The following is a 23,511-nucleotide window of genomic DNA, read 5'->3' on the forward strand; positions in this document are numbered from 1 at the left end:
TGTAAAGCTGCTAACAAAATCTACTTAATCTGTAAATCCGTTAAATCCCGGTTCTGATTTTATTTCTTTTCTTTACCCCATGAAAGTAACACAACCTGTCCGGTTAACCATGGTAGGAGGAGGGAGTTGGGCCACAGCACTCGTCAAAATCCTTACCGAGAACAATGTCAATATAAAGTGGTGGCTCCGCAAAGCCTCTGATGCGGAACACATTAAGAAGTTTGGTCATAATCCCAGCTACCTAAGCGATGTTCAGATCAATACGCGGAAGGTAAAAGTCTGCACCAAGATTCGGGATGCTGTCCGCGATAGCGAATTTGTCATTTTGGCAGTACCGGCCGCCTTTGTAGCTGATGCGCTTACCGGTTTAAAACCAGATCATTTTGCCGGGAAACATGTGGTTTCGGCTATTAAAGGAATGATTCCTGAGGCTAATCAGCTTGTCACAGATTGGGTGAGTGATCAATATGGGGTTCCGCCAGCCCGTATGTCCGTTATTGCCGGGCCATGCCACGCGGAGGAAGTGGCACTTGAAAAACAATCCTACCTGACTATTGCCTCTTCCGATCCCGCTTCGGCTGAAAAAGTAGCGAATTTGCTTCGTTGCCGTTTTGTGCAGACAACCCCTGTTGATGATATCTATGGCATTGAGTACAGTGCGGTTATGAAAAATATCATTGCCCTGGCTTGTGGTATTACGCACGGTTTGGGGTATGGCGATAATTTTCAGGCGGTACTGGTTTCCAATGCCATGCAGGAAATCAAGCGATTTGTCGACGCCATCTATCCCAAACACCGTGATTTGAGTGGTTCGGCCTACCTTGGCGATTTACTGGTTACAGCTTACTCACCTTTTAGTCGCAACCGAACGTTTGGAACGTTAATAGGAAGGGGTTATACAATTCAATCAGCTCAGGCAGAAATGAATATGATTGCCGAAGGATATTATGCGGTAAAAAGTATTTATGCGATTAACCGAAAATTTGGTGTTAATATGCCCATTACCAACGCAGTTTATAACATCCTCTATGAACGGGCAGCGCCAACTACTGAAATGAATATGCTGAAAGGACTGTTAATGTAGAGCTACATCCGCACAACCAGGCCTTGTAATCGTTTCCTGATATATGCAAAAAGCCCCCTGACCTGTCAGAGGGCTTAATACCGTATATAGCGTTGTCGGTAAAAGTTACCGGCAGTTGTGCCTTAGCAAAAATTACTTCGCGCTATCTGCAGACATCGTCGAAGCCGAATCCGTAGCCATGGTAGAGTCTGTAGCTGCAGTAGAGTCAGACATCATGGTCGACGTAGAATCGGTCGTAGTGGTCTCAGTTTCAGTTTTTTTCGAGCTGCAAGACGTAGCCAGGGCGATCATAGCCATGAAAAAGAAGGCAGATTTCGTGATTGCTTTCATAGTTTTGAGAAAGTTTTCGTTTAAGTGATTAATGATTAATGTCAACCTTAATACCCGATCGGGAAAAAGGTAACCCAACATTTTTTAAATTTTTTTTGGGTTACGTATCAGGCATTTTTGTATTAAGTAATGACTCGACTCAATGAAGGAAAGTAAGCACCCCGTATTGACTGATGAAGAGTTGCTTATGGGGTTGGCCAGTGGCTCCGACGATGCCCTTGGGCAGTTGTATCGCCGGTACTTTCCCATGGTTCTTCACCTGGTGATGACTAATACAGGTACTGAAGATGATGCAAAAGATATTTATCAGGAAGCATTGATTGTGCTGTATGAGAAAGTGAGGAGTGGGTCACTGGAGTTGCATTGCCAATTGAAAACCTACTTATATTCCGTAAGCAGGCGATTGTGGCTGAAGCAGTTGGCACAACGGAGTCGATTTATGGTACGCGACATTGAGTCGCCAGTATCAGACGACGTTGCGCTGGATCATCTGTCCGATGATCTGTCGGTACACGAAGAACGAGACCGTCAGTTTGACCTGATGGCTGATTCGCTTGACCGGCTTGGCGAACCCTGCCGGACCTTGCTGGAAGATTTTTATATCCAGCATATGAGTATGCAGGATATAACCGAAAAGTTTGGCTATACCAATGCCGACAATGCCAAAACGCAAAAGTATAAATGCCTGATGCGGTTGAAGCGGCTGTTCTTTTCGGAGTATAAACAGTGATGAGTTATATCGTTACAGAGTTGAACGGTTGTAGCCCGTTAAACGATCTCAACTTTTTAGCACTGGAACGTTTCAATCAGACAACTTTCTTTAGATATGGACGAGGAAAGAGACATAGAAAACGCGTTACACGCTTACGGCGAACGAATCCGGTTTAAACAGCGACTGGCTAAAATTCATGCAGCGACTGACATGAGTGCCATGCGCCAGGCAGCCGATTCGTATCAATCCAGTCTGGAGTCATCGGGGCAGGTTCGTGGCTTATGGAAAACTTATCGTACCACACTGGCTGTGGCAGCATCGGCGGCTATCATTACTACATTTGGCTCTATTTTTCTGTATCGCTCGTATCAGCAAAGCCACAAGCAGGAACAGCAATACAGCCAGTTAAGTAAAGAAATTCAGGCCGTCAAATCGTCGCAGCGGAAGTTGTGGAGTGATCTGAACGGACGCGGACGGGCACTCAGCCTGAATCCCGGTCAGGTAGCCGGTACTGGATTCCTGATTACGGGTGATGGCTACTTTGTTACCAACAACCACATTGTCCATGAGGCAGATTCGGTGTATGTGCAGAGTAACAAAGGTGAAGTATATAAAGCCAGAGTCGTTTATACGGATCAGTCGCATGATCTGGCTTTTCTGCAACTCTGCGATGATAGCGCATTTCGACCGATGCCAACCGTACCGTATAGCTTCGATGCCCGTTCGTCTGATTTGGGAGAGCGTGTCTATACGTTGGGATACCCCCGTGAAGAAATTGTATACGGTGAGGGGTATCTAAGTTCTGGAACGGGCTATCGTGGCGACTCTACGGCCTATCAGGTGGCTATTGGTGTTAACCCAGGTAACTCGGGCGGGCCGCTTTTAAATGAAAAAGGAGCGATTATTGGCATTATTAGTGGTAAACAAACCACATCGGAGGGGGTAAGTTTTGCTGTTAAAACAAATTACCTGCTTGAATCGCTGAATAATATTCCGGCTGATTCATTGAAGGGACAGCCGATTCGTCTGAATAGAAAAAATGCGCTGGCCAACTTGCCCCGTAAGCAACAGATCAAGCGGATGCAGGACTATGTTTATCAGGTGAAAGTGTTTAAGCATAAAGAATAAACCGATAGGGTTAGCCAAACAATGTGATTCAGGTTTGAGTTATTGACAATGAAAAATAACTCGACAATCATGAAAAAACTCGCACTGCTGACGACTATGCTACTGATGACGACCGGAGTCGTTGTATTCGGTCAGGATACGAAGGAGAAAGCAAAGGAAGCTGCCCATCAGGCCAAAGAAACAACAAAAGCTGCTGGTCGTAAAGTAGGCCGCGAAGCGGATAAGGCAGGTGATAAGATTTCAACCGCGGCCAAAAATACAAAGGAAGACGTTAAACAGGGCACTGATAAGGCACTGAATAAAGCCGACCGAAAAATGAAAAAGGCTGAACGTAAACTTGACAAATCGAACTAGGTTTAGCCCAGATGGAAAACGGTGGTACCTCTAAAAGTTGTACCACCGTTTTTTATTGACTCAAAAACGAACTTCAATTGGTCAATGCTATGTTGTTTAGTTGACCTTTCTGTTCGATTTACTCATGAATTCATCTGTTTCTGTGCTGTTGTTTGGTATCACCCGCGATCTTACTGGGCAGTCGTCTGTATCAGTACCTCTTTTGGAAGAGGCTCGTGTAGGCGACCTGTTGACGCAACTGCATCAACAGTATCCCCAATTAGCTGGTATTCGATCGTTATTGGTGGCCGTCAATGGCGAATATGCTGAAACCGATCAGATTCTTACCCCTAGTGATGAAGTTGCTTTGATTCCTCCTGTGAGTGGGGGGTAAACATAAAAGGGGCAATGAGGAGACAAATGACTTCATTCGTTCCTCATTGCACCCGTTCTCGTATGATTACACTTACTTCCGACCCTATTGATATAACTGCTGCTTTGCAGCAACTGCAATCCTCGCAAGCGGGCGCTATTGATATTTTCCTTGGCGTTGTGAGAGATAATACACAGCAGCGATCTGTTGACCGGCTTGAGTATGAAGCCTACGACCGTATGGCTATCAGCGAAATGCAGAAGATTGCCGACGAAGCTAATAAGCGATGGGCGATTCTTAACTACACGATCATTCATCGTAAGGGAGTCTTGCGAATAGGTGAAACCGCTGTTTTGATTGGTGTAGCTACCGCCCATCGGGCCGATGCGTTCGAAGCCTGCCGATTCATTATCGATACCATCAAGCAGACCGTCCCTATCTGGAAAAAAGAAGTGTTTACGGATGGCGAGCAGTGGGTGAATGCCCATCCTTGAAATAATAGGTTCCTACAATAGGGTAGTGGTCGGAATAAGTCGTGTAATTGATGGTTTCAAAGTTTACGACAGACAGATTGGGGTCGTGAAACTGGTGATCGATGCGGATAAATTTGGGCAGTCGATTATAGGTAAAGCCAAATCCGCGTCCGGCATCTTCAAAACTATTGGGCAATACCCGGCGCATTCGTTCATAAACGACACTATAAGGCGTGTCGTTATGATCGCCAGTTACGATAACAGGATAAGGGCTTGCCCGAATATACTCCTCCACTCGTCTTACCTCTTTGTTCCGGTCGATAAACCCCATACGAAGCGCACTTAGAACCCCACGCGTTTCGTGTTGCACTCCTTTCATTTCGTTCTGCCGAAGCACCCTCCCTACCCGGATACCCATCGAGTGTAAGTGAACGTTGATGACACGGATAGTATCATCACCTACCTTGATATTGGCCCAAACCAGGCCATTGTGCGTTTCAAAGACTTCCTGACCTGAATCGACGATCGGAAAGCGAGAGAAAATAGATACCCCGATATCGCCATTCGGTTTATGACCTTCTTCAGGATGTAATAGTGCGCTATAGGGATAGCCCGCCTGGCTGAAGCGGCTTAGCAAATCATATTCGGGTAAGTTACCCTGGGTATATGTTTCCTGGAAACATTTGATCGGAGCATCAAAGCGCAATACAAAGTTGAGCATACGCTGTGCCAGTACCCCGTTGGAGTTGATTACTGGATTATCACCCGTTCCAAATTCATTGAACTGATGGACGTTGTAGCTAAACACTTTTATCGGTGTTCCCTGATCGGTGGGTTTAGCCGGTGAATGCCAGACAAAGGTACGGGAGCCAAACAGAGCAATACCCAGAATGAGAACAACACCCGATAGCCAGCTTCGCCATGGCCGTGAAGTCAGCCACAGACAAACCACAACGAAATTTAATCCCCAGGCGATGGGTATGCTGATCATGATCATACCGGCCGACCAGTGTTCAATCTGTAAGCTATACAATAGCCAATAAGCCAGGCATGTATACAAAGCCAGCATTAAGTTGATCGACCACAACAATGACCGAAAAAAAAAGGAGATGAGTTGTCCGACCCGAGTTCGTATTGTCATAGTATCGGCCTTGAGCACGCCAGATAGGTAATTTATGAGCCAAAAATAAGGTATTGTGTCGGCAACGTATATAATAGAGTTCACTCCGTGTTTGCTAAACCCGCAAAAACCTATTATATTTGTGCATTAAAACCATATGGCATTGATTAAAAAAGGGAGTCGCACTCCCTTTTTTGTTAGCCCTACCTTATGGACGATAAAGCGAAAGTAACGGAATCGCTCCAGCCTTATTTGGCTGATGGACGATTATATATTGTTGATTGCCAGATAGCTGGGCGGCAGGGGGGGCGAATTAAAGTAACCGTCCTGCTCGATAGCGATGAAGGAATTACGATTGATGAGTGTGCCAATATCAGTCGTACATTAGGCACACAAATGGACGAAATGAATTTTTTTGGTGATTCTCCCTTCACGCTTGAAGTTTCATCGCCGGGAGTCGATTTTCCACTAAGGTTCATGCGTCAGTATCTCCGAAACATTGGTCGTACGCTGGTAGTGACCCTGGCAGATGGGAAAACGCGAAAAGGTAAATTAGTCTCGGTAGCCGACGATCAAATTGTGCTGGATATTGAGCCGGAAAAGAAATCAAAAAGTAAAAAGAAAAAAGAAGCTGATTTAATGGTTGAAGCGGCTCCGGTTGGACCCACCCCAATCCCGTTTGAGCAGATTAAAAAAGCGAATGTAGAGGTATCTTTTAAATAGTTTTTAGTTTGCTGTTTACAGTTAGTTAGTATGTAATGAGCAGCAAGCAGTGAACTGAAAACAGTAGACTGAGAACAAAAAATGACCAGTGGACTTTTAATTGAATCGTTTGCTGACTTTGCCCGGTCAAAGAATATTGACCGGCCTACGATGATCGCTATTCTGGAAGATGTTTTCCGGACGATGATTCGTAAAAAATTTGGCACCGACGAAAATTTCGACGTGATTATCAACGCCGAAAGCGGTGATCTCGAAATGTGGCGGACGCGTGAAATCGTCGATGATAATTCCGAAGATATTTGGGATTATGACAAAATTCCGCTTGCCGAGGCCCGAAAAATTCAGGATGACTTTGAGGTAGGCGAGCAGGTGGCCGAGGAAGTCAAACTCGAAGATTTTGGCCGTCGGGTTGTGCAAACGGCTCGCCAGACGCTAATCCAGAAGATAAAGGATATGGAAAAAGAGCTCCTTTATCAGAAGTATAAAGATCAGGTAGGTGATCTCGTCAGTGCCGAAGTATATCAGCTTCTGAAGCACGAAATCATTCTGGTCGATAGCGAAAACAACGAACTTAGCCTGCCCCGGACGGAACAGATTCCGAAAGATCGTTACCGGAAAGGGGAAGCCGTAAAAGCGGTTATTAGCCGGGTCGATATGCTGAATGGCACGCCCAAAATTATTCTGTCGCGTACATCCCCCGTATTTTTGGAGCGCCTGTTTGAAATCGAAGTGCCTGAAATTTACGACGGCTTAATCTCGATCCGTAAAATTGTTCGGGAGCCGGGCGAACGGGCCAAGGTGGCTGTTGAATCGTACGACGATCGTATTGATCCAGTTGGAGCCTGCGTGGGGATGAAAGGATCGCGTATTCACGGCATCGTGCGTGAATTGGGCAATGAAAATATCGACGTAATCAACTACACAGAGAACTTTGAACTGCTTATCAGTCGTGCATTAAGTCCGGCTAAGATCAGTTCAATGCAGATCGATCGCGATCATAAGCGGGTGTCTGTTTTCCTGAAACCCGATCAGGTATCGCTGGCTATTGGTAAAGGCGGTCAGAATATTAAACTTGCCGGGCGGTTGGTGGATATGGAAATCGATGTATTCCGCGATAACGAAGGCCAGGAAGATGATGAAGATGTTGACCTGATGGAATTCTCCGATGAGATCGACGGATGGATGATCGAAGAACTTCGTAAGGTTGGTCTGGATACTGCCAAGAGTGTACTGGCCTTAAGTAAAGAAGAGCTTGTTCGCCGGACCGATCTGGAGGAAGACACAGTTGAGGAGATTGTTAATATTCTGAAACAGGAGTTTGAATAACAATGAATAACGGCTAATGAATAATGTAAAATGAGTCGGTAAGAGGCTGCGAATCATGATTCATTTTACATTATTCGTTACACATTCTTAAAATAAGGGATTTTAATTCCCGTAAGTATTGTTCATACCATAGGAACAACCATTAAATTTGCCGAATATAGACCGAACGTATGGCAGAAGAAAAGTCAATGCGCCTGAGCCAAGTGGCAAAAATTCTCAACAAAGGACTGTCCTCTGTTGCGAGTAGTCTGTCTGCCAAAGGGTTTAAGGTTGAAGTAAATCCTAACACCAAAATCAACATGGAACAGTTGGAGGTGTTAGCGAAAGAGTACAAATCAACGGAACTCCTGAACGGAGCTCGCCGGACCGAATCGTCGGTTACCGTTGCCGAGCCACCGCGTTCTCGGGAGGAGGATGTCGTTGCCTGGCGTCGTGATGATGCCGGACGGCCACTAGTCGACAAGAAACCCGAATCAGCTCCGGCTGAATTGCCTAAACCACCCACTTCGGAACCTCGATCAACGCCACAAACGGCCCAGACAGGATTGCCGGGATTAAAAGTGGTGGGTAAAATCGATTTGAATCCCAAACCAGCAACTCCCCCTGTGACTCAGGCAAAAGCAACGCCACCACAGGAAGTAAAAGCACCTGAACCACCTAAGCCTGTTGAGACTAAGCCTCAGCCGGTCAGTGTGGTGACACCTACGCCTGAACCACCCAAACCCGTTGCTGTTCAGCCACAAGCTGAAGTGGTAAAACCTGTAGAGACGCCACCGGCTCCTGTTGTTGAGGTGAAACCCGCACCCGCTCCCGCTCCTGTGCAAGTGTCTGCTCCAGTTAATACACCACCGAAGGAAACTCCTCCGGCTGTTGCAGAGCAACTGAAGAAGGCAGAACCCGTAAACGTGGAGCCTGTAAAATCCGAATCTGTACCAGCGCCAGCTCCACAAGTGAAAGCAGAGCCAGAGAAGCCTGTTGTTACTGTTAAGCCGGAACCGCCCAAGGCTATTGCTACTCCTGCACCTTCTGTGCAGCCGAAACCAGAGACTCCACAGGCGAAACCAGTATCGGCTCCTGCTAATGAGGAGGAGGAAGAAGTGCCTACCGAAACGATTCGGGCAGCTGGTAGCCATCAGCTTGGTGGATTGAAAATCCTGGGTAAAATAGAACTTCCTGTCAATAACCCACGTCAGGGCCAGGGCGGAGGTAATAATAATAACGCAGATAAGAAAAAGCGCAAGCGGATTCGCGGTGGACGCGAAGGTGCGTTAGGTAGTACCTCGCAGCCTCAGCAGGGCCAGGGTGGCGGACCTAACAATCGGAATGATCGCCCTCCACGGGATGGGGATCGGGGGCCAGCCAATCGGAATCCGAATGACCGGAATCAAAACGATCGCAACCAGGCTGGTGGCCAGCGCGATGGCAATCGTCAGCCAAATCAGGCTGGTGGTCAACGCGACGGTAACCGTCAACAGAACCAGCAGGCTGGTGGTCAACGCGATAATAATCGTCCACAGACCCAGAATGCGGAAACGGATCGTAACCAGGCACCTGCCAATCGGGGTGGTGGAGGCCAGGGACAAGGCCAAAATGCGAACACTAATAACCGGAATCAAGGTGGTGGTGGCCGCAATAATAACAATAACAATGGTCGGGATCAGCGCGGTAATCGTGGTGATCGGAATAATGATCGAAACAACAATCGCCGTGAAGCGCCTACCCAGGCCGATGTTCGGAAAGCTATTCAGCAGACGAATGCCCGAATGCAGGGTAATACACCGAACCGTGGAGCCGATCGTCGACGCGACCGCCGGAATCAACGGGAGGAAGATCGTCGTTTGCTGAACGAACAGGAGGAGCTGGAAGCAAAAACACTGAAAGTGACTGAGTTTGTATCGGCTAATGATCTGGCATCTTTAATGGATGTGTCGATCAACGATGTCATCTCAGTTTGTTTGAACCTCGGTATGTTCGTCTCGATCAACCAGCGGTTAGATGCTGAAGCGATAACGGTTATTGCCGATGAGTTTGGGTTTGATGTACAATTCGTATCGGCCGAAGATGAAACGGAAGCTGGTATTGATGTAGAAGCCGATGCTCCAGAGGACCTACAACCACGGGCGCCTATTGTGACGATCATGGGTCACGTTGACCACGGTAAAACATCGTTGCTTGACTACATCCGTCGGGCTAAAGTGGCGGCTGGTGAGGCTGGTGGTATCACACAGCACATTGGTGCCTACAGCGTAAAAACCTCCGATGATCGGATGATTACCTTCCTCGATACACCAGGTCACGAAGCCTTTACGGCTATGCGGGCACGGGGAGCCAAGGTAACTGACGTAGTTATCATCGTGATTGCTGCCGACGATAGTGTGATGCCGCAGACTCGTGAAGCGATCAATCACGCTCAGGTAGCAGGCGTTCCCATTGTGTTTGCTTTCTCGAAAGTAGATAAACCAGGAGCTGATGCCGAGAAGATTCGTACCGAGCTGGCTGCTATGAACTTCCTTGTTGAAGAATGGGGTGGTAAGTATCAGGCTCAGGAGATTTCGTCGAAATCGGGTATGGGTGTTGATGATCTGCTTGAAAAAGTATTGCTCGAAGCCGAATTACTCGAATTGAAAGCGAATCCTGACCGTCGGGCACTGGGTACAGTAATCGAAGCATCGCTCGATAAAGGTCGGGGCTATGTATCAACTGTACTGGTTGAAAATGGTACACTGCGTCAGGGTGATGTCATGCTTGTAGGCGCTCATTATGGGCGTATTCGGGCAATGACCAACGACCGGGGTGAACGGATCAAAGAAGCAGGGCCAGCAACACCCGTTCAGATTTTGGGTCTGCCGGGCGCACCTCAGGCAGGGGACAAGTTCAACGTGATGGAGACGGAGCGTGAAGCCCGCGAAATTGCGAACAAACGCGAACAACTGCTGCGTGAGCAAACCCTACGGACCCGCAAGCACATTACGCTGGAAGAGATCGGTCGTCGGAAGGCTATCGGTACCTTCAAAGAGCTGAATGTGATTGTGAAAGGTGACGTGGACGGATCAGTAGAAGCTCTGTCTGATTCATTACTCCAACTGTCAACCGAAGAGGTGCAGGTGAACATCATCCACAAAGCTGTGGGGCAGATTTCCGAATCGGATGTACTGCTGGCTTCGGCTTCGGATGCGGTCATCGTTGGCTTCCAGGTTCGTCCATCGTCGAGTGCCCGTAGACTGGCTGAGCAGGAACAGATCGAAATCCGTCTCTACTCGATCATTTACGACGCAATCAACGAGGTAAAAGATGCTATGGAAGGCTTGCTGGCACCGACTGTTGAAGAAGTGATTGTTGGTAATATTGAAGTTCGTGATGTGTTCAAGATTAGTAAAGTTGGTACGGTAGCGGGTTGCTACGTAACCGAAGGTACGATCAAGCGGAATAACAAGATCCGGATCATTCGCGACTTCATTGTGATACATACCGGTGAAATCAGTGCACTGAAACGCTTTAAGGATGATGTCAATGAAGTGAAAACAGGCTACGAGTGTGGCTTGAGCATTAGAAACTTCAACGACATCGAAGTAGGTGATATCATCGAAAGCTTCGAACTGAAAGAGGTTAAACGTACGCTATAATAAGAACCGCTCCGGCGGTTCTGAATTGCCCCAACTGGTAAAGCCGGTTGGGGCTTTTTTGTGCCTGTTATCCAGACCGATAACCAAATGTCTGATTTTTGAGTAGATTAGCCGAGTTGATCGATTTAAAAAATCAATGTTCACTGCCGCGCCTTAACCTATTCCTGTAATGGCCTATCGACCAGGCTTGCATTTACTGTCTACGTTCACGTCTTCATCCGATCAATTGGTTGAGGCTTCAGCCTGTCAGGCTCTTTTCGATCAGTTGATTGACTCATTGCAGCTCACAAAAGTTGGGGAAGTGTATCATGCGTTTCCGAATGGCGGGTTTACAGCCGTTGTCTGTCTGACCGAATCACACGTATCCATACACACCTGGCCCGAATTAGGAATCGCAACCTTCGACGTATTCCTGTCGAACTACCTGCATGACAACACGGCAAAAGCCCGTCAGTTTTACGAAGAGGTACTACGTCATTTTTCCGCCACCGAACTTTCTAAACAGGAACTGACTCGATGACTGACATGGCTACTTCCGGCCAGACACCTCCGTCGGCCACGCTTAATTGTCCGAAATGCCAAACCGAAATTACGTACTACGATGTAGCGGGGAGTTCATATTATGGATGCCCAAATTGTCATGCGTTTTTTCAATATGAGTACGAAAAGTCACCCTATATTCTGACGGCCTTCTCAAATTCGGCTTCGCCGGTTGTGTTACCAATCGGAACAGAAGGTTACCTGAATAGCCAGTTTGTAAGGGTTGTTGGGTTTATTCATAAACGGGAAGCGGGTACAACGTACGATTGGGTCGAATACATGCTGTTCCAAAAGGATGGCCGATACTGCCAGTTGGCAGAGTATGATGGTCATTGGATGTTCATCGAACCAACAGGTAAGATGTATCAGGATCAGGCCAATTTTGTTCAAACGGAAGAGCGGCAGTATAAAATTTTTAGTCGGTATAAGGCCGAAGTGATCAATGCTGTGGGTGAGTTTGACTGGAATCTTCTGAATGATGAACAACTGACAATCTCCGAATACATTCAACCGCCCTACATGGTGGTTCATGAACAGGATCAGCAACGATCCGACTGGTATAAAGCTCGTTATGTGAAACGGTCTGAATTGGCAACCGCCTTTGGCATGGCTGAAAAGAGTTTGCCACCGTCTGTCGGCGTTGGCGCTATTGAGCCGAGCGATGCCAATCAGGAAGCCTGGAGGGCCACCTGGGCAATTACTGGACTGGCACTGGTTTTGATTCTGGTTATGCAGGTCGTGCTGATGATTGTCAGGCCATCGAAAGAATTAATCAATCAATCCTATGACACCCAACCCGATTCGGCAGGTGTTAGTAAACCGATTATAACTCCGTCGTTCGATGTGCAGGGGCCAACATCGTTACTCATTGATCTGTCGGCAAATAACCTGACCAATCACTGGCTTGAGTTGAGCATTACGTTGATGAATGAAAAGTCGGGGCGGGTTTATGAGGTGTCAAAGTCGTTGGAATATTACGAAGGTGTTGAGAGTGGCGAAAGCTGGACGGAAGGAAGCCGAACCGAAGAGGCCATTTTGTCGAGGGTCCCGTCAGGACGATACCACATGAACATCTACCCGGTATCTGAAAAAAATCAGACAATTTCGTATGCGGTTCGCGTTCGTCAGAACAAAGGGCTGGGTTCAAATCTAGTTTTATTTGTCTTGTTATTAGCTATTTACCCGATTATACAGGTATTCCGTCGAAGCTCGTTTGAAAGTCGACGGTGGGCTAATAGCAACATTGAAAATGAACAGGCAGAATGAATACAGGTTTTTCAAAAATCAAATACTACGTCCTGGTGGTGCTTGTCGCACTGGGCGTATTTGTATGGGCTGGCTTCACGGGTACGCGTCTGTTGGGTGATGATAATCTAAGTGACGATACCGACAATCGTTATTACGGAAGTTCAGGACGTTCCTACTCCAGCCATCGGCATTTCTATCACAAATAACCTTTACCTCAATATGGAATATAAGTACATAACCGCTTCCATCGTTTACTCGCTGCTGGGTATTATTATTCTGATTATCTGTTTTGTGGTGATCGAAAAAATAGCCCCTGAAAATCTCTGGAAAAAAATTGTTGACGAGCAAAACGTAGCGCTGGCCATTTTAGCAGCCGCCTTTATGATTGCTGTGGCTATTATCATCAGTTCGGCCATTCATGGTTAGCCCTCCCAAGCAGGTAAAACCACCGTCGGAGTTGCGCCCATTGCACTGGTTACTGCTGGTGTCCGTATTTGTGATTGCGACCTGTGGACTCATTTATGAACTTGTGGCTGGCACGCTGGCGAGCTATCTGCTAGGCGATTCCGTTACCCAATTTTCAACAATCATTGGCGTGTACCTGTTTTCGATGGGCATTGGCTCGTGGCTATCGAAATATCTGGACGGCAATTTATTAAAGTGGTTTATCCAGATTGAGCTACTGGTAGGGCTGGTTGGTGGTTTTAGTGTACCCTTGTTGTTTGTTTTGTTTGAACAGGTCGCTTCTTTTCGATTATTGCTTTACCTGTTAGTAGGGTTCACTGGGGCGCTGGTAGGGCTGGAGATTCCGCTGCTGATGCGGATATTGGAAAACCAGATTACTTTCAAAGATCTGGTGTCGCGCGTTTTTACCTTCGATTATATCGGCTCTCTGCTGGCTTCGCTCGTATTTCCGTTGTGGCTCGTACCCCAATTAGGCCTGATTCGAACGTCGTTATTTTTTGGTTTACTAAACGTAGGCGTCGCTGGATTCCTGCTATATCGCTTTGCTGAAACCCGCTCGTTTCGAGCCGTTTTTACAGCTATTTTAGGCTTGAGTATAAGTGGTTTAATGGCTGCGTTTGTGTATGCCGAGAAGATTATGGCTTACAGTGAAGGGGCGACTTTTCAGGACGCCATAATCTATAGCAAAAGCACCCCGTACCAGCGAATCGTACTGACTCGCAATAACCGGGAATTACGACTCTACCTGAATGGAAATCTTCAGTTTAGTTCGGCCGACGAATATCGGTATCATGAAGCCCTCGTTCATCCGGCCATGCAGGCACGTCCAACTGCCCGACGGGTGCTTGTATTGGGCGGGGGCGATGGGCTGGCGGTTCGGGAGTTACTAAAATACCCGGCGATTCAGCAAATCAGACTAGTTGATCTCGACCCGGCTATGACGTCGTTATTCCGGCACAATCCAGTTCTGGTAAGGCTCAACCAACGCTCACTCCTGTCGCCCAGGGTGGAGATTATCAATAAGGATGCGTTTACATGGATACGAGAGGACACCGCTCGTTATGATGTGATGATTGTTGATTTTCCTGACCCTTCTAATTACTCCATTGGAAAGTTATACAGTACAACGTTCTATACTGAACTGGAAAAACGACTGGCTCCCGACGGGATAATTGTTGTACAGTCGACCTCGCCCTATGTAGCCCGAAAATCGTTCTGGTGCGTGCGGAATACGTTAGTTGCGGTTGGTTTTCAGACGATTCCGTATCATGCTTACGTACCCTCATTTGGTGAATGGGGCTATGTGCTGGCGCTGCGAAATCAGCACTGGCGAGTTGGGAGTGCCTTGCCCACCGGATTACGTTTTGTGAATGCCCAGACGATTCGTGATATGCTCTATTTTCCACCCGATATGGCAGCAATGTCAACGGAAGTGAATAAATTGAATAATCAGGTTCTGGTACAGTCGTTTGAGGAAGAGTGGGCACCCTATGGACAATAATCCTGATTCAACCAATCGTCGTCAATTTCTGATTCGGGCTGGGGCAGGGGCTGCCACGCTGCTGGCTGGCTCGTCAGCTTTACTTTCCTGCACACCAGCTCGTTCGGTTAGTCATATTCAGGGGAGTATCAATGGCGCCAATCATCAGGTAGGGCATAAACTGCGGTCGATCCCCGATCTGACAAAACTACCAATTAAGGAAAAAATATTGACCGATGTGCTGATTGTAGGTGGGGGAGTAGCTGGTTTATCGGCTCGTCGCTGGTTGCAGAAGCAGGGCGTTCGGGATGTACTCTTACTGGAAATGGCGTCGCAAACAGGGGGTAATGCGGCTTATGGGCAGAACGATGTTTCGGCTTATCCCTTAGGGGCTCATTATCTGCCCATACCCGATATTCGAAATAAAGACTTGCTTCAGTTTCTTCAGGAATGTAATGTGATCACCGGATACGACGATCAGAAATACCCTGTTTATAACGAATACTTTCTATGCCATGATCCAGAAGAGCGGTTGTATATCAATGGATTATGGCAGGAGGGGCTGGTGCCTGATACGGGGTTGACTAAAGAAGATAAGCAGCAGACGTCCCGTTTTTTTGCCCTGGTTGATCAACTGAAGCAGGTTAAAGGCGCCGATGGGCGTGATGCCTTCGCCATTCCCCTCGATCAGTCATCAGCAGATGAGCATTTTCGGGCATTGGATGCCATTTCATTTGCCAGTTATTTAACCCAGGAAGGCTTTACGTCTCCGTATCTGCGTTGGTACCTGAACTACAGTTGCCGAGATGATTATGGGGCTACACTTGCCAATACGTCGGCCTGGGCAGGTTTGCATTATTTTGCCTCACGTAAAGGGAAAGCGGCCAATGCCAGTGCGTCTTCTGTGCTGACCTGGCCGCAGGGAAATGGCTTTCTGGCAGATCATTTGCGTAAACAGGCTGATTCGCCTATCCGGGCTAATTTACTCGTGTATGGGATGGAGTTCTGGGATTCGGCTGTAACGGTGCGGGTCTATGATGCGTTGGCCAATCAGAATCTTGTGGTGCAGGCAAACCGGGTTATTCTGGCGACTCCACAGTTTATAACCCAACGATTGCTTCATTCGGTTGCCTCAGAACGAAGTGCGTTAGCGGGCTTCCAGTATGCGCCGTGGCTGGTTGCCAATCTGACCGTATCGGGATTACCACAGGGCAGAGGATTGCCACTTTGCTGGGATAACGTGCTGTACAATACCGCATCGGTCGGTTATATCAACGCCAATCAGCAGAACCTGCAAGATAGCTCCCAAAAAGTAATTACGTATTACAAACCCCTGACAGATACCAGCCCTGATGTAGCCCGACAAGCCGCCTACACAACTACCTACGAGCAGTGGCTCTCTCAGATTCTGGATGAACTGGAGCTGGCTCATCCGGGCGTAACGGTCTATGTGTCGCAGGCCGACATCTGGCTATGGGGGCATGGGATGATTTCGCCATCACCCGGTTTCATTTGGGGTAATGAACGTCGGAAAGCAGCACAGCCGTTGGACAATCGTGTCTTTTTTGCGCATTCCGACCTGAGCGGTATCTCGATTTTCGAAGAAGCATTTTATCAGGGTATTCGTGCGGCCCAGGAGGTGGTTGGTTCTGTATGAAACAGCCGTGGATCAAAAGCCCCCGTTTCGATGGTTGGTTCGTGTTAGCTCCTCCATTTGTGGCACTATTTGTTGTTATGTTATTACCCGAGCGGTTTCGAACGACGGATGAAATGCCGTTGATCGGGTGGGTAGTTCTGGTGATGCTGGTCGACGTGGCGCATGTGTACAGCACTTTGTTTCGTACCTATGCGGACCCTGTTCGCTTTCAGAAACAAAGACTACTCTTTCTGGGAGTACCCCTGATTTGTTATCTGGTGGGGGTAGCCTTGCACAGCCTGGATGGACTTTGGTTCTGGCGGGTGTTGGCGTATCTGGCCGTTTTTCATTTTGTTCGGCAGCAATATGGGTTTCTTCGTATCTATAGCCGGGCGGAGAAGAATCCTGCCTGGTCTGTCCGACTCGATACGATGATGATTTATGCAGCTACCCTGTATCCGATTCTATGGTGGCACCTGACCCCTGGTCGTCATTTTACCTGGTTTATCGAAGGTGATTTTGTCCAGCATGAAGCCGATGAGCTCAAGGGTCTATTAACAGGCTTGTATGGTTGCCTGTTGGTTGGGTACATAGGCAAAGAAGTGTGGCTATATCGCCAGCAAAGGTGGTTGAATGTGCCCCGAAACCTGCTTGTTCTGGGAACGATTGTTTCCTGGTATTTTGGTATCATCCAATTCAATGGCGACCTGGCCTTCACTATGCTCAATGTGGTATCGCACGGGGTTCCATACATAGCCCTGATTTGGGTGAGCGATGGAAAAAATGCACTCCCTCGAAAATTTCCTGAAACAAGATTGATGAAATGGGCGTTGCGAAACCGTTGGGTCACTTTTCTTGGTGTACTCGTTTTGCTGGCCTATCTTGAAGAAGGATTATGGGATAGCCTGATCTGGCGTGAACATGCTTCTGTTTTCGGCTGGTTTCAGGTGCTCCCGGCCATATCCAACAAACAGATTATGGCGTTACTGGTTCCCTTACTGGCATTGCCACAAATGACCCATTACGTGCTGGATGGTTTTATCTGGCGCGGTAAACAGAAATTATGACTATTCTTACCGTTAGTGACATTCATGGTCGAAACGTTTGGAAGGAAATCAATACAGACACTCATGATCAAATTGTTTTCCTGGGCGATTATACCGACAGTTATGTATTCGACGATGAAACAATTTACAACAACCTACTTGACATCATTCAGCTAAAGCGTAGCTACCCCGATAAAATTGTACTATTGATAGGTAACCACGATGCGCAGTATATGCACTTTCCGTATTACCGCTGCTCAGGATTCCGGCCGTTGGCACAGCCTATGCTGAGTGAGGTTTTTGAGGAATATGAGGGGTTATTTCAAATTGCCTATCAACAAGGCTCTTATCTGTTTACGCATGCAGGCATTACTAACCAATGGTTAGCACATCTTCTGGAGAAAACAGAAAATAATTCACTTTCCATTACACCCGATTATGATTTGGCTGAATTATTGAATGATGTTCATCAGCGGTCAATGGCCTACCGAAATTTATTGTTTGAAGTAGGACCCCGGCGCGGTGGGAACGATCCATTCGGTGGACCAATCTGGGCTGATCGTCAGGAAACTAAAGTTGATTATCTGTCTGGCTTTCATCAGGTTGTAGGGCATACCCCTATAAATGAATTTACCACGTTTGGTGATACGGTAAGCTCAATTACGTATACGGATGTTTTGCAAACCAAATCAGCATTTTACGAAATCATAATACCTGATTAACTTAGGCTCACAGAAGCGATTTATGTGGTAAATCGGCTTCCGAAAAAACGAAAGACCCATTGCAATTCGTTTAAAAACAATGAGGTTGTCAAGTAATCATTCATAGCCATTCGTAGTCATTGGTTGTTTATTACACTACATGACGGCGAATAACTATGAATAACTGGTTGATGGCCATGAATGACTTTCTCTGTTTCGTCTGAATGAATTTTTTATATCCTACATTCCTGTTTGGCCTGATGGCTGTATCGGTTCCGATAGCCATTCACCTGTTCAATTTCCGGCGAACCCGACGGGTGTTTTTTACCAATGTAGCTTTACTACGGACGGTACAAACGGAGACCAAATCATTTCGTCGGCTGAAACACTGGCTCATTCTGGCCTGTCGTTGTCTGTTCCTGATTTGTCTGGTGCTGGCGTTTGCCCAACCGTTTATTCCAAGCAAGAATAAACTGGGTTTATCGCGGCAGGGGGTAACGAGTTTGTATGTCGACAATTCGTTCAGTATGCAGAACGAACGGAACACCAAACGCTACCTCGATATTGCCATTAGCAAACTGGATGAACTGCTGACGCTTTTTCGGAATGCTGCATCGCTACAATTGATCACCAATGATTTTTCGGCGGCTGAGCAACAGGCTGGTACGGCCGAAGCCGTTCGGGATCGGGTAACCTCCATTCGGTTTGCTCATACACCCCGTAACTTAGAGACGGTCTATCGTCGCCAGCGAAATCTGCTGAGCTCGCTCAACCCAAGCGGCCGCAATCAGTTGTTCTGGTTTTCTGACTTTCAGAAAAGTACCGTAGGCGATCTGTCGCGGCTGAAAATCGATACTACTGATCGGTTATTTATTGTGCCTCTGGATGCACAGTCAACCAAAAACGTCTATGTCGATTCTGTCTGGCTTAGTACGCCGTTTATTCGCGAATTGCAGAACAACAGCGTGAATGTCAAGCTGAACAATGCCGGTCGGGAAAATGTCAAAAACCTGCCTATACGACTTTATCTGGACGATACACAAACCTCAACAGCGTCGGCTACACTGGCACCGGGAGGGTCGGCTACTGTATCGCTTAATTTCAACGTGACCTCCAAAGGGTTTCACCGGGGGCGTATCGTATTCGAGGATTTTCCCATTACGTTCGATAATCAATACTTTTTTGTGATCGAAGCGTCGCCCGCCGTTCGGGTATTACACCTGTTTGAACAAAAAGCCAGTTCGCCTGCTCGATCAACGGATTATGTCGACGCGGTGTATTCGAACGACAGTTTGTTTGTCCGAAGGAGCTTCAATGCCCAGAATTTTGATGTTGGTCAACTGAAAGAGACGGATTTGGTGGTACTGGAAGGCGTTTCCGACGTGAGTGGTGCGCTTCGTACTGAGCTGGAACGATTTGTCCGGCAGGGAGGAAGCCTAACCATTATTCCACCCACTAATCCGAACACTGCTTCCTATGAACCATTTCTGCGGTCGCTAGGTGTTGGCAGTATTCAGGTAATGGCGGCAACTGGCAGTACCCCATCACCATTGCCCGTTGCCGACCCCGACCGGCGAAACCCATTCTTTGTTGATGTATTTCAGCAGAGTTACCAGTCGGATCGGCTGAATATGCCAACTGCCGCTCCGGTCTGGCGTTGGAATTCGGGAGATCGCCTATTGAGCTTGCGCGATGGAAGCCCGTTGCTGACACGAACAACCGTAAGAGGGCAGGCGGGTCGTCAGGGTAGTGTTTATCTGCTGGCTAATCCGTTATCAACCACTTACGGTAATCTGGCCGAACACGCGCTGTTTGTTCCCGTCATGTATAAAATGGCGGCCATGAGTGTTCGTCCACAACGAACGGCTTATTCATTCGATGAAAACCTGATTACCATTCCGGTTGCTAATCCGTCTGAGAAGGCGGTTTATAAACTGAAACATGATAAGCTGGAAATTATTCCAATTCAGCGGGTTGTAGGAAATCAGTTGCTTCTCGAAATGCCAAAAAGTAATGAACTGGCGGCTGGACAGGAAGTTGAAGCAGGCTACTATGCCTTGCAGTTGGATGGAAAGACTGAACGGTTGCTAGCCTTTAACCACGGTAATGAGGAATCGTCGATGGATTTTTATTCGGCCGACGAACTACGCCGAGCCTTTGCGAATCAGCCTAATGTTGAAGTGTTCGACAGCATTCAGGATGGTGATTTTGTGCAGGTACTGGAACAGGAAAACCTGGGTAAAAGCCTTTGGAAATATTTTCTGCTTGCCGCCCTGGGCTTCTTGTTACTGGAAGCTGGCTTAGTTCGGTTTATGAAAGGGTAACGTATGCAACGGTGCTATCGACATCTGCCAATACGATTTCGGGATACGTTTCAGGTAAATTTGCGTGTCCTCGAGCTTTGCTGAGTATGAAAACAATCTTTCGCCTTTCTGTGATGCTGGTGGCCGTTGGCTTACTGGCTATGACGGTTGCTAAACCAACACGCGTCGTTTTTTTTGGTGATTCCATCACACAAGCGGGTGTCAAGCCCGGTGGGTACATTGATAAGTTAAAAACTATGCTTCCATCGGATCAGTATGAACTGATTGGTGCAGGTATTGGAGGTAATAAAATTTATGACCTCTTCCTGCGTATGGACGACGACGTGATTGCCCAAAAGCCCGATGTTGTCGTGATTTGGGTGGGTGTAAATGACGTCTGGCATAAAGCCACGTCGGGTACTGGTACCGATCCCGATAAGTTTGTCCGGTTTTACGAAGCAGTTGTGAAGAAATTGCAGGCTGCCAATATTCGGGTGGTTTTATGTACGCCAGCCGCCATTGGCGAAAAAAATGATATGACAAACCAGCAGGATGGCGACCTGAACCAGTACAGCCAGTTTATTCGTAACCTGGCTAAACAGTACAATCTCCCACTGGTCGATCTGCGGAAAGCATTCCTGGACTACAACCTCAAAAATAACCCTGAGAATAAAGATCGGGGTATTCTGACCACCGACCGCGTTCACCTCAACGATGCAGGTAATCTGTTTGTGGCCGAACAAATGCAAAAAGTGCTGGTTTCAGCGAAGTAATAATTACGATAAGTTGCACAAAAAAACCGTGCCACAGTATAAAGCTGTGGCACGGTTTTTTTGTGCCCAGAAACTCTGGCGTTATCAGACTTTAGATCTGGACCGTTTGCCGAAAAATAGCTCAACGGATAAACCATTGGGGGAGGTTGTAGTTAACCTGCTATTCTGACAAATCTCACTACCTAATCGACTATGATGACCGAATTATTTGGCGATTTGCTTCATAAAGACGATCAATTGACTGATGGCCAGATGATATGCCGGGCGGTAGTGGCCTTTCTGTTGACCATTGCGCTGGTGCGATTGGCTGGTCGACGTTCATTTGGGATGCGTTCTCCTTTCGATACGGTGATTTCGCTGCTTTTAGGAGCAACCCTTAGCCGGGGTATTGTAGGAGCATCATCATTTACAGGCGTCCTGGGAGCGAGTCTGGCATTGGTTATTCTGCACCGCCTGCTGGCCTATTTATGCATTCAAAGCCCCTTATTAAGTCGCCTAGTGAGTGGCAACGATAAGATACTATTTGAGAATGGACATTTCAACCGCAGCCATATGAAAGCGATGCTGGTGAGCGAGCAGGACTTACGGGAGGCTGTCCGGCAGGTGGGGCAGAAGGACAGTATTATTGATATAAAAACGATTCTAATTGAGCGAAATGGTCAGATCAGCGTCGTAAATAAGGATAAGGTCTGATGTAATACAGCACGCAATGGATACAGAAACATCCCTTACCTATTGCGTACTACACTGTGAAAGCAAGAAGTTGATTGCTATAGCGTTTGGTCCAGTTTGTGTTAGTGAGGTCAGGTCCTTACAATCTGACCTCACTAACGCAAGCAATGTCTAATAGTTCTTGTCGGAACCGAAATTCAGAAAACGACTGTTTCCACTACCACGGCTCGGTTTATTTTGAGGAGCACTCGGCTTCGAATGAGACGGTTTCGACTCAGAAGGTCGCCCGAGCGAACGATTTTTGTCGAACTGGCCATCAGGTCGATTACCTTGAGTTCGTCCCTGATTTTTCGTTTCGGCAGAATTGGGCTGGCGATTCGAAGGGCCATTTGGACGATGCCGAGCTTCCTGTCTGGCTGGATTGCCAGAGCCATGCTGGCGGCTATTCGGCTGAGAATTTCGTCGGTTTTGACCCTGCCGTTGTGTCGGAGCGGGTGTTACTGAAGCCGTAGCTACATCCATAACATACGGATGATCTGTAACAACAGGAACCGTTTTGCCAATCAGCTTATGAATATCTTTTAAATAAGCCGTCTCTTCCGAATCACAAAAGGACAACGCAATGCCATCGTGGCCTGCTCGACCCGTTCGCCCAATACGGTGTACATAAGTTTCCGGGATATTGGGGAGTTCGTAGTTGATCACATGCGAGAGTTCGTCCACATCAATACCGCGAGCAGCAATATCGGTTGCTACCAGTACACGGGTTTCGCGGCTTTTAAAATTCGAAAGAGCACGTTGCCGCGCGTTCTGTGATTTATTCCCATGGATGGCTTCAGCCTGAATTCCGGCTTTTAGCAGATCCTTGGCAACCCGATCAGCACCGTGTTTAGTGCGGGCAAAGACCAGAGCCGAGCGGATATTTCGGTCGTTCAGGATGTGAACCAGTAATTTCCGTTTGTCTTCTTTTTCCACAAAATACATCGCCTGCTGGATGGTATCGGCGGTTGAAGAAACGGGCGTTACCTCTACTTTGGCGGGATTGTGCAAAATTGTATCGGCTAGTTTTGCCACATCGGGCGGCATCGTAGCCGAGAAAAATAACGACTGTCGACGTTCAGGCAGACGTACAATAACTTTTTTGACATCGTGGATAAAGCCCATGTCGAGCATGCGGTCGGCTTCGTCGAGGACAAAGAACTGAACATCGCGAAGATTAATGAAACCCTGGTTCATCAGATCCAGCAAACGGCCGGGGGTAGCGATCAGCACATCGATGCCAGCTTTTAAGGCATTCACCTGGGCATGTTGCGAGACCCCGCCAAAAATAACCGTATGGCGAAGGTTCAGGTGACGTCCGTAGGCGGTAAAGCTTTCGGCAATTTGAATGGCTAACTCACGGGTTGGCGTCAGTACCAGTGT

General features: G+C 47.5%; 22 protein-coding genes. 20 read left to right on the forward strand and 2 right to left on the reverse strand.

Features of this window, described 5'->3' with window-relative positions:
* The first annotated feature begins 79 nt into the window (after positions 1–79).
* The 6 genes from BGO59_RS13905 (at position 80) to BGO59_RS13930 (ending at position 4,454) form a co-directional block, all read left to right on the forward strand.
* On the forward strand, positions 80–1,084 hold the full coding sequence (locus tag BGO59_RS13905) for an NAD(P)H-dependent glycerol-3-phosphate dehydrogenase (protein WP_293684214.1): 1,005 nt from the start codon (positions 80–82) through the stop codon (positions 1,082–1,084).
* A 472-nt stretch (positions 1,085–1,556) separates the two neighbouring features.
* Positions 1,557–2,144: a sigma-70 family RNA polymerase sigma factor gene (locus BGO59_RS13910; protein WP_293684215.1), complete on the forward strand. Its 588-nt coding sequence runs from the start codon at positions 1,557–1,559 to the stop codon at positions 2,142–2,144.
* Positions 2,145–2,240: 96 nt separating this feature from the next.
* On the forward strand, positions 2,241–3,254 hold the full coding sequence (locus tag BGO59_RS13915) for a serine protease (RefSeq protein WP_293684216.1): 1,014 nt from the start codon (positions 2,241–2,243) through the stop codon (positions 3,252–3,254).
* Positions 3,255–3,323: 69 nt separating this feature from the next.
* Complete coding sequence (locus BGO59_RS13920) at positions 3,324–3,608, forward strand: hypothetical protein (RefSeq protein ID WP_293684217.1); 285 nt, start codon at positions 3,324–3,326, stop codon at positions 3,606–3,608.
* A 124-nt stretch (positions 3,609–3,732) separates the two neighbouring features.
* Positions 3,733–3,981 (forward strand): MoaD/ThiS family protein, encoded by a 249-nt coding sequence (locus BGO59_RS13925; RefSeq protein WP_293684218.1) that lies wholly within the window; start codon positions 3,733–3,735, stop codon positions 3,979–3,981.
* 62 nt (positions 3,982–4,043) lie between these two features.
* Positions 4,044–4,454 (forward strand): molybdenum cofactor biosynthesis protein MoaE, encoded by a 411-nt coding sequence (locus BGO59_RS13930; RefSeq protein WP_293684219.1) that lies wholly within the window; start codon positions 4,044–4,046, stop codon positions 4,452–4,454.
* Here BGO59_RS13930 and BGO59_RS13935 read toward each other — a convergent pair.
* Entirely contained in the window at positions 4,417–5,574 is a 1,158-nt protein-coding gene (locus tag BGO59_RS13935; RefSeq protein ID WP_365982184.1) for an endonuclease/exonuclease/phosphatase family protein, read from the reverse strand. The genes BGO59_RS13930 and BGO59_RS13935 overlap by 38 nt on opposite strands.
* A gap of 189 nt (positions 5,575–5,763) precedes the next feature.
* Between BGO59_RS13935 and rimP the strand changes: the two genes are divergently transcribed.
* The 14 genes from rimP to BGO59_RS14005 all read left to right on the forward strand — a co-directional run bounded on the left by rimP (position 5,764) and on the right by BGO59_RS14005 (position 22,110).
* Positions 5,764–6,276: a ribosome maturation factor RimP gene (gene rimP, locus BGO59_RS13940; protein ID WP_293684220.1), complete on the forward strand. Its 513-nt coding sequence runs from the start codon at positions 5,764–5,766 to the stop codon at positions 6,274–6,276.
* 81 nt (positions 6,277–6,357) lie between these two features.
* Entirely contained in the window at positions 6,358–7,602 is a 1,245-nt protein-coding gene (gene nusA, locus BGO59_RS13945; protein ID WP_293684221.1) for a transcription termination factor NusA, read from the forward strand.
* 170 nt (positions 7,603–7,772) lie between these two features.
* A complete protein-coding gene (gene infB, locus BGO59_RS13950; RefSeq protein ID WP_293684222.1) occupies positions 7,773–11,225 on the forward strand; it encodes a translation initiation factor IF-2 in 3,453 nt (1,150 codons plus the stop codon).
* Between the two features lie 169 nt (positions 11,226–11,394).
* The gene (locus BGO59_RS13955) at positions 11,395–11,745 is read left to right on the forward strand and encodes an S-adenosylmethionine decarboxylase family protein (protein WP_293684223.1); all 351 of its coding nucleotides are present in this window, start codon (positions 11,395–11,397) and stop codon (positions 11,743–11,745) included.
* Positions 11,746–11,750: 5 nt separating this feature from the next.
* Positions 11,751–13,031, forward strand: a complete 1,281-nt coding sequence (locus BGO59_RS13960) for a DUF4178 domain-containing protein (protein ID WP_293684224.1) — start codon at positions 11,751–11,753, stop codon at positions 13,029–13,031.
* Positions 13,028–13,219: a hypothetical protein gene (locus BGO59_RS13965; RefSeq protein ID WP_293684225.1), complete on the forward strand. Its 192-nt coding sequence runs from the start codon at positions 13,028–13,030 to the stop codon at positions 13,217–13,219. The genes BGO59_RS13960 and BGO59_RS13965 overlap by 4 nt, the downstream gene beginning before the upstream one ends.
* 13 nt (positions 13,220–13,232) lie before the next feature.
* Entirely contained in the window at positions 13,233–13,439 is a 207-nt protein-coding gene (locus BGO59_RS13970) for a DUF350 domain-containing protein (RefSeq protein WP_293684226.1), read from the forward strand.
* Positions 13,432–14,979, forward strand: a complete 1,548-nt coding sequence (locus BGO59_RS13975; RefSeq protein ID WP_293684227.1) for a polyamine aminopropyltransferase — start codon at positions 13,432–13,434, stop codon at positions 14,977–14,979. The genes BGO59_RS13970 and BGO59_RS13975 overlap by 8 nt, the downstream gene beginning before the upstream one ends.
* Positions 14,969–16,615 (forward strand): NAD(P)-binding protein, encoded by a 1,647-nt coding sequence (locus BGO59_RS13980; protein WP_293684228.1) that lies wholly within the window; start codon positions 14,969–14,971, stop codon positions 16,613–16,615. The genes BGO59_RS13975 and BGO59_RS13980 overlap by 11 nt, the downstream gene beginning before the upstream one ends.
* Positions 16,612–17,661, forward strand: a complete 1,050-nt coding sequence (locus BGO59_RS13985) for a hypothetical protein (RefSeq protein WP_293684229.1) — start codon at positions 16,612–16,614, stop codon at positions 17,659–17,661. The genes BGO59_RS13980 and BGO59_RS13985 overlap by 4 nt, the downstream gene beginning before the upstream one ends.
* On the forward strand, positions 17,658–18,362 hold the full coding sequence (locus BGO59_RS13990; protein ID WP_293684230.1) for a metallophosphoesterase: 705 nt from the start codon (positions 17,658–17,660) through the stop codon (positions 18,360–18,362). The genes BGO59_RS13985 and BGO59_RS13990 overlap by 4 nt, the downstream gene beginning before the upstream one ends.
* A gap of 203 nt (positions 18,363–18,565) precedes the next feature.
* The gene (locus tag BGO59_RS13995) at positions 18,566–20,665 is read left to right on the forward strand and encodes a BatA domain-containing protein (RefSeq protein ID WP_293684231.1); all 2,100 of its coding nucleotides are present in this window, start codon (positions 18,566–18,568) and stop codon (positions 20,663–20,665) included.
* A gap of 86 nt (positions 20,666–20,751) precedes the next feature.
* The gene (locus BGO59_RS14000; RefSeq protein WP_293684232.1) at positions 20,752–21,417 is read left to right on the forward strand and encodes an SGNH/GDSL hydrolase family protein; all 666 of its coding nucleotides are present in this window, start codon (positions 20,752–20,754) and stop codon (positions 21,415–21,417) included.
* Positions 21,418–21,609: 192 nt separating this feature from the next.
* Positions 21,610–22,110: a DUF421 domain-containing protein gene (locus tag BGO59_RS14005; RefSeq protein ID WP_293684233.1), complete on the forward strand. Its 501-nt coding sequence runs from the start codon at positions 21,610–21,612 to the stop codon at positions 22,108–22,110.
* A gap of 150 nt (positions 22,111–22,260) precedes the next feature.
* On the opposite strand, the gene BGO59_RS14010 is transcribed toward BGO59_RS14005, so the two are convergent.
* Positions 22,261–23,511: DEAD/DEAH box helicase (locus tag BGO59_RS14010; RefSeq protein WP_293684234.1), on the reverse strand; the 1,251-nt coding region annotated here is incomplete at its 5' end.

The organism is Spirosoma sp. 48-14 (genome assembly GCF_001898575.1).
GTDB lineage: Bacteria > Bacteroidota > Bacteroidia > Cytophagales > Spirosomataceae > Spirosoma.

Bases quoted from the DNA above. Each gene is read 5' to 3' on its own strand.
- BGO59_RS13905 (WP_293684214.1), top strand. From the start codon at position 80: ATGAAAGTAACACAACCTGTCCGGTTAACCATGGTAGGAGGAGGGAGT.
- BGO59_RS13910 (WP_293684215.1), top strand. From the start codon at position 1,557: ATGAAGGAAAGTAAGCACCCCGTATTGACTGATGAAGAGTTGCTTATG.
- BGO59_RS13915 (WP_293684216.1), top strand. From the start codon at position 2,241: ATGGACGAGGAAAGAGACATAGAAAACGCGTTACACGCTTACGGCGAA.
- BGO59_RS13920 (WP_293684217.1), top strand. From the start codon at position 3,324: ATGAAAAAACTCGCACTGCTGACGACTATGCTACTGATGACGACCGGA.
- BGO59_RS13925 (WP_293684218.1), top strand. From the start codon at position 3,733: ATGAATTCATCTGTTTCTGTGCTGTTGTTTGGTATCACCCGCGATCTT.
- BGO59_RS13930 (WP_293684219.1), top strand. From the start codon at position 4,044: ATGATTACACTTACTTCCGACCCTATTGATATAACTGCTGCTTTGCAG.
- BGO59_RS13935 (WP_365982184.1), bottom strand. From the start codon at position 5,574: ATGACAATACGAACTCGGGTCGGACAACTCATCTCCTTTTTTTTTCGG.
- rimP (WP_293684220.1), top strand. From the start codon at position 5,764: ATGGACGATAAAGCGAAAGTAACGGAATCGCTCCAGCCTTATTTGGCT.
- nusA (WP_293684221.1), top strand. From the start codon at position 6,358: ATGACCAGTGGACTTTTAATTGAATCGTTTGCTGACTTTGCCCGGTCA.
- infB (WP_293684222.1), top strand. From the start codon at position 7,773: ATGGCAGAAGAAAAGTCAATGCGCCTGAGCCAAGTGGCAAAAATTCTC.
- BGO59_RS13955 (WP_293684223.1), top strand. From the start codon at position 11,395: ATGGCCTATCGACCAGGCTTGCATTTACTGTCTACGTTCACGTCTTCA.
- BGO59_RS13960 (WP_293684224.1), top strand. From the start codon at position 11,751: ATGGCTACTTCCGGCCAGACACCTCCGTCGGCCACGCTTAATTGTCCG.
- BGO59_RS13965 (WP_293684225.1), top strand. From the start codon at position 13,028: ATGAATACAGGTTTTTCAAAAATCAAATACTACGTCCTGGTGGTGCTT.
- BGO59_RS13970 (WP_293684226.1), top strand. From the start codon at position 13,233: ATGGAATATAAGTACATAACCGCTTCCATCGTTTACTCGCTGCTGGGT.
- BGO59_RS13975 (WP_293684227.1), top strand. From the start codon at position 13,432: ATGGTTAGCCCTCCCAAGCAGGTAAAACCACCGTCGGAGTTGCGCCCA.
- BGO59_RS13980 (WP_293684228.1), top strand. From the start codon at position 14,969: ATGGACAATAATCCTGATTCAACCAATCGTCGTCAATTTCTGATTCGG.
- BGO59_RS13985 (WP_293684229.1), top strand. From the start codon at position 16,612: ATGAAACAGCCGTGGATCAAAAGCCCCCGTTTCGATGGTTGGTTCGTG.
- BGO59_RS13990 (WP_293684230.1), top strand. From the start codon at position 17,658: ATGACTATTCTTACCGTTAGTGACATTCATGGTCGAAACGTTTGGAAG.
- BGO59_RS13995 (WP_293684231.1), top strand. From the start codon at position 18,566: ATGAATTTTTTATATCCTACATTCCTGTTTGGCCTGATGGCTGTATCG.
- BGO59_RS14000 (WP_293684232.1), top strand. From the start codon at position 20,752: ATGAAAACAATCTTTCGCCTTTCTGTGATGCTGGTGGCCGTTGGCTTA.
- BGO59_RS14005 (WP_293684233.1), top strand. From the start codon at position 21,610: ATGATGACCGAATTATTTGGCGATTTGCTTCATAAAGACGATCAATTG.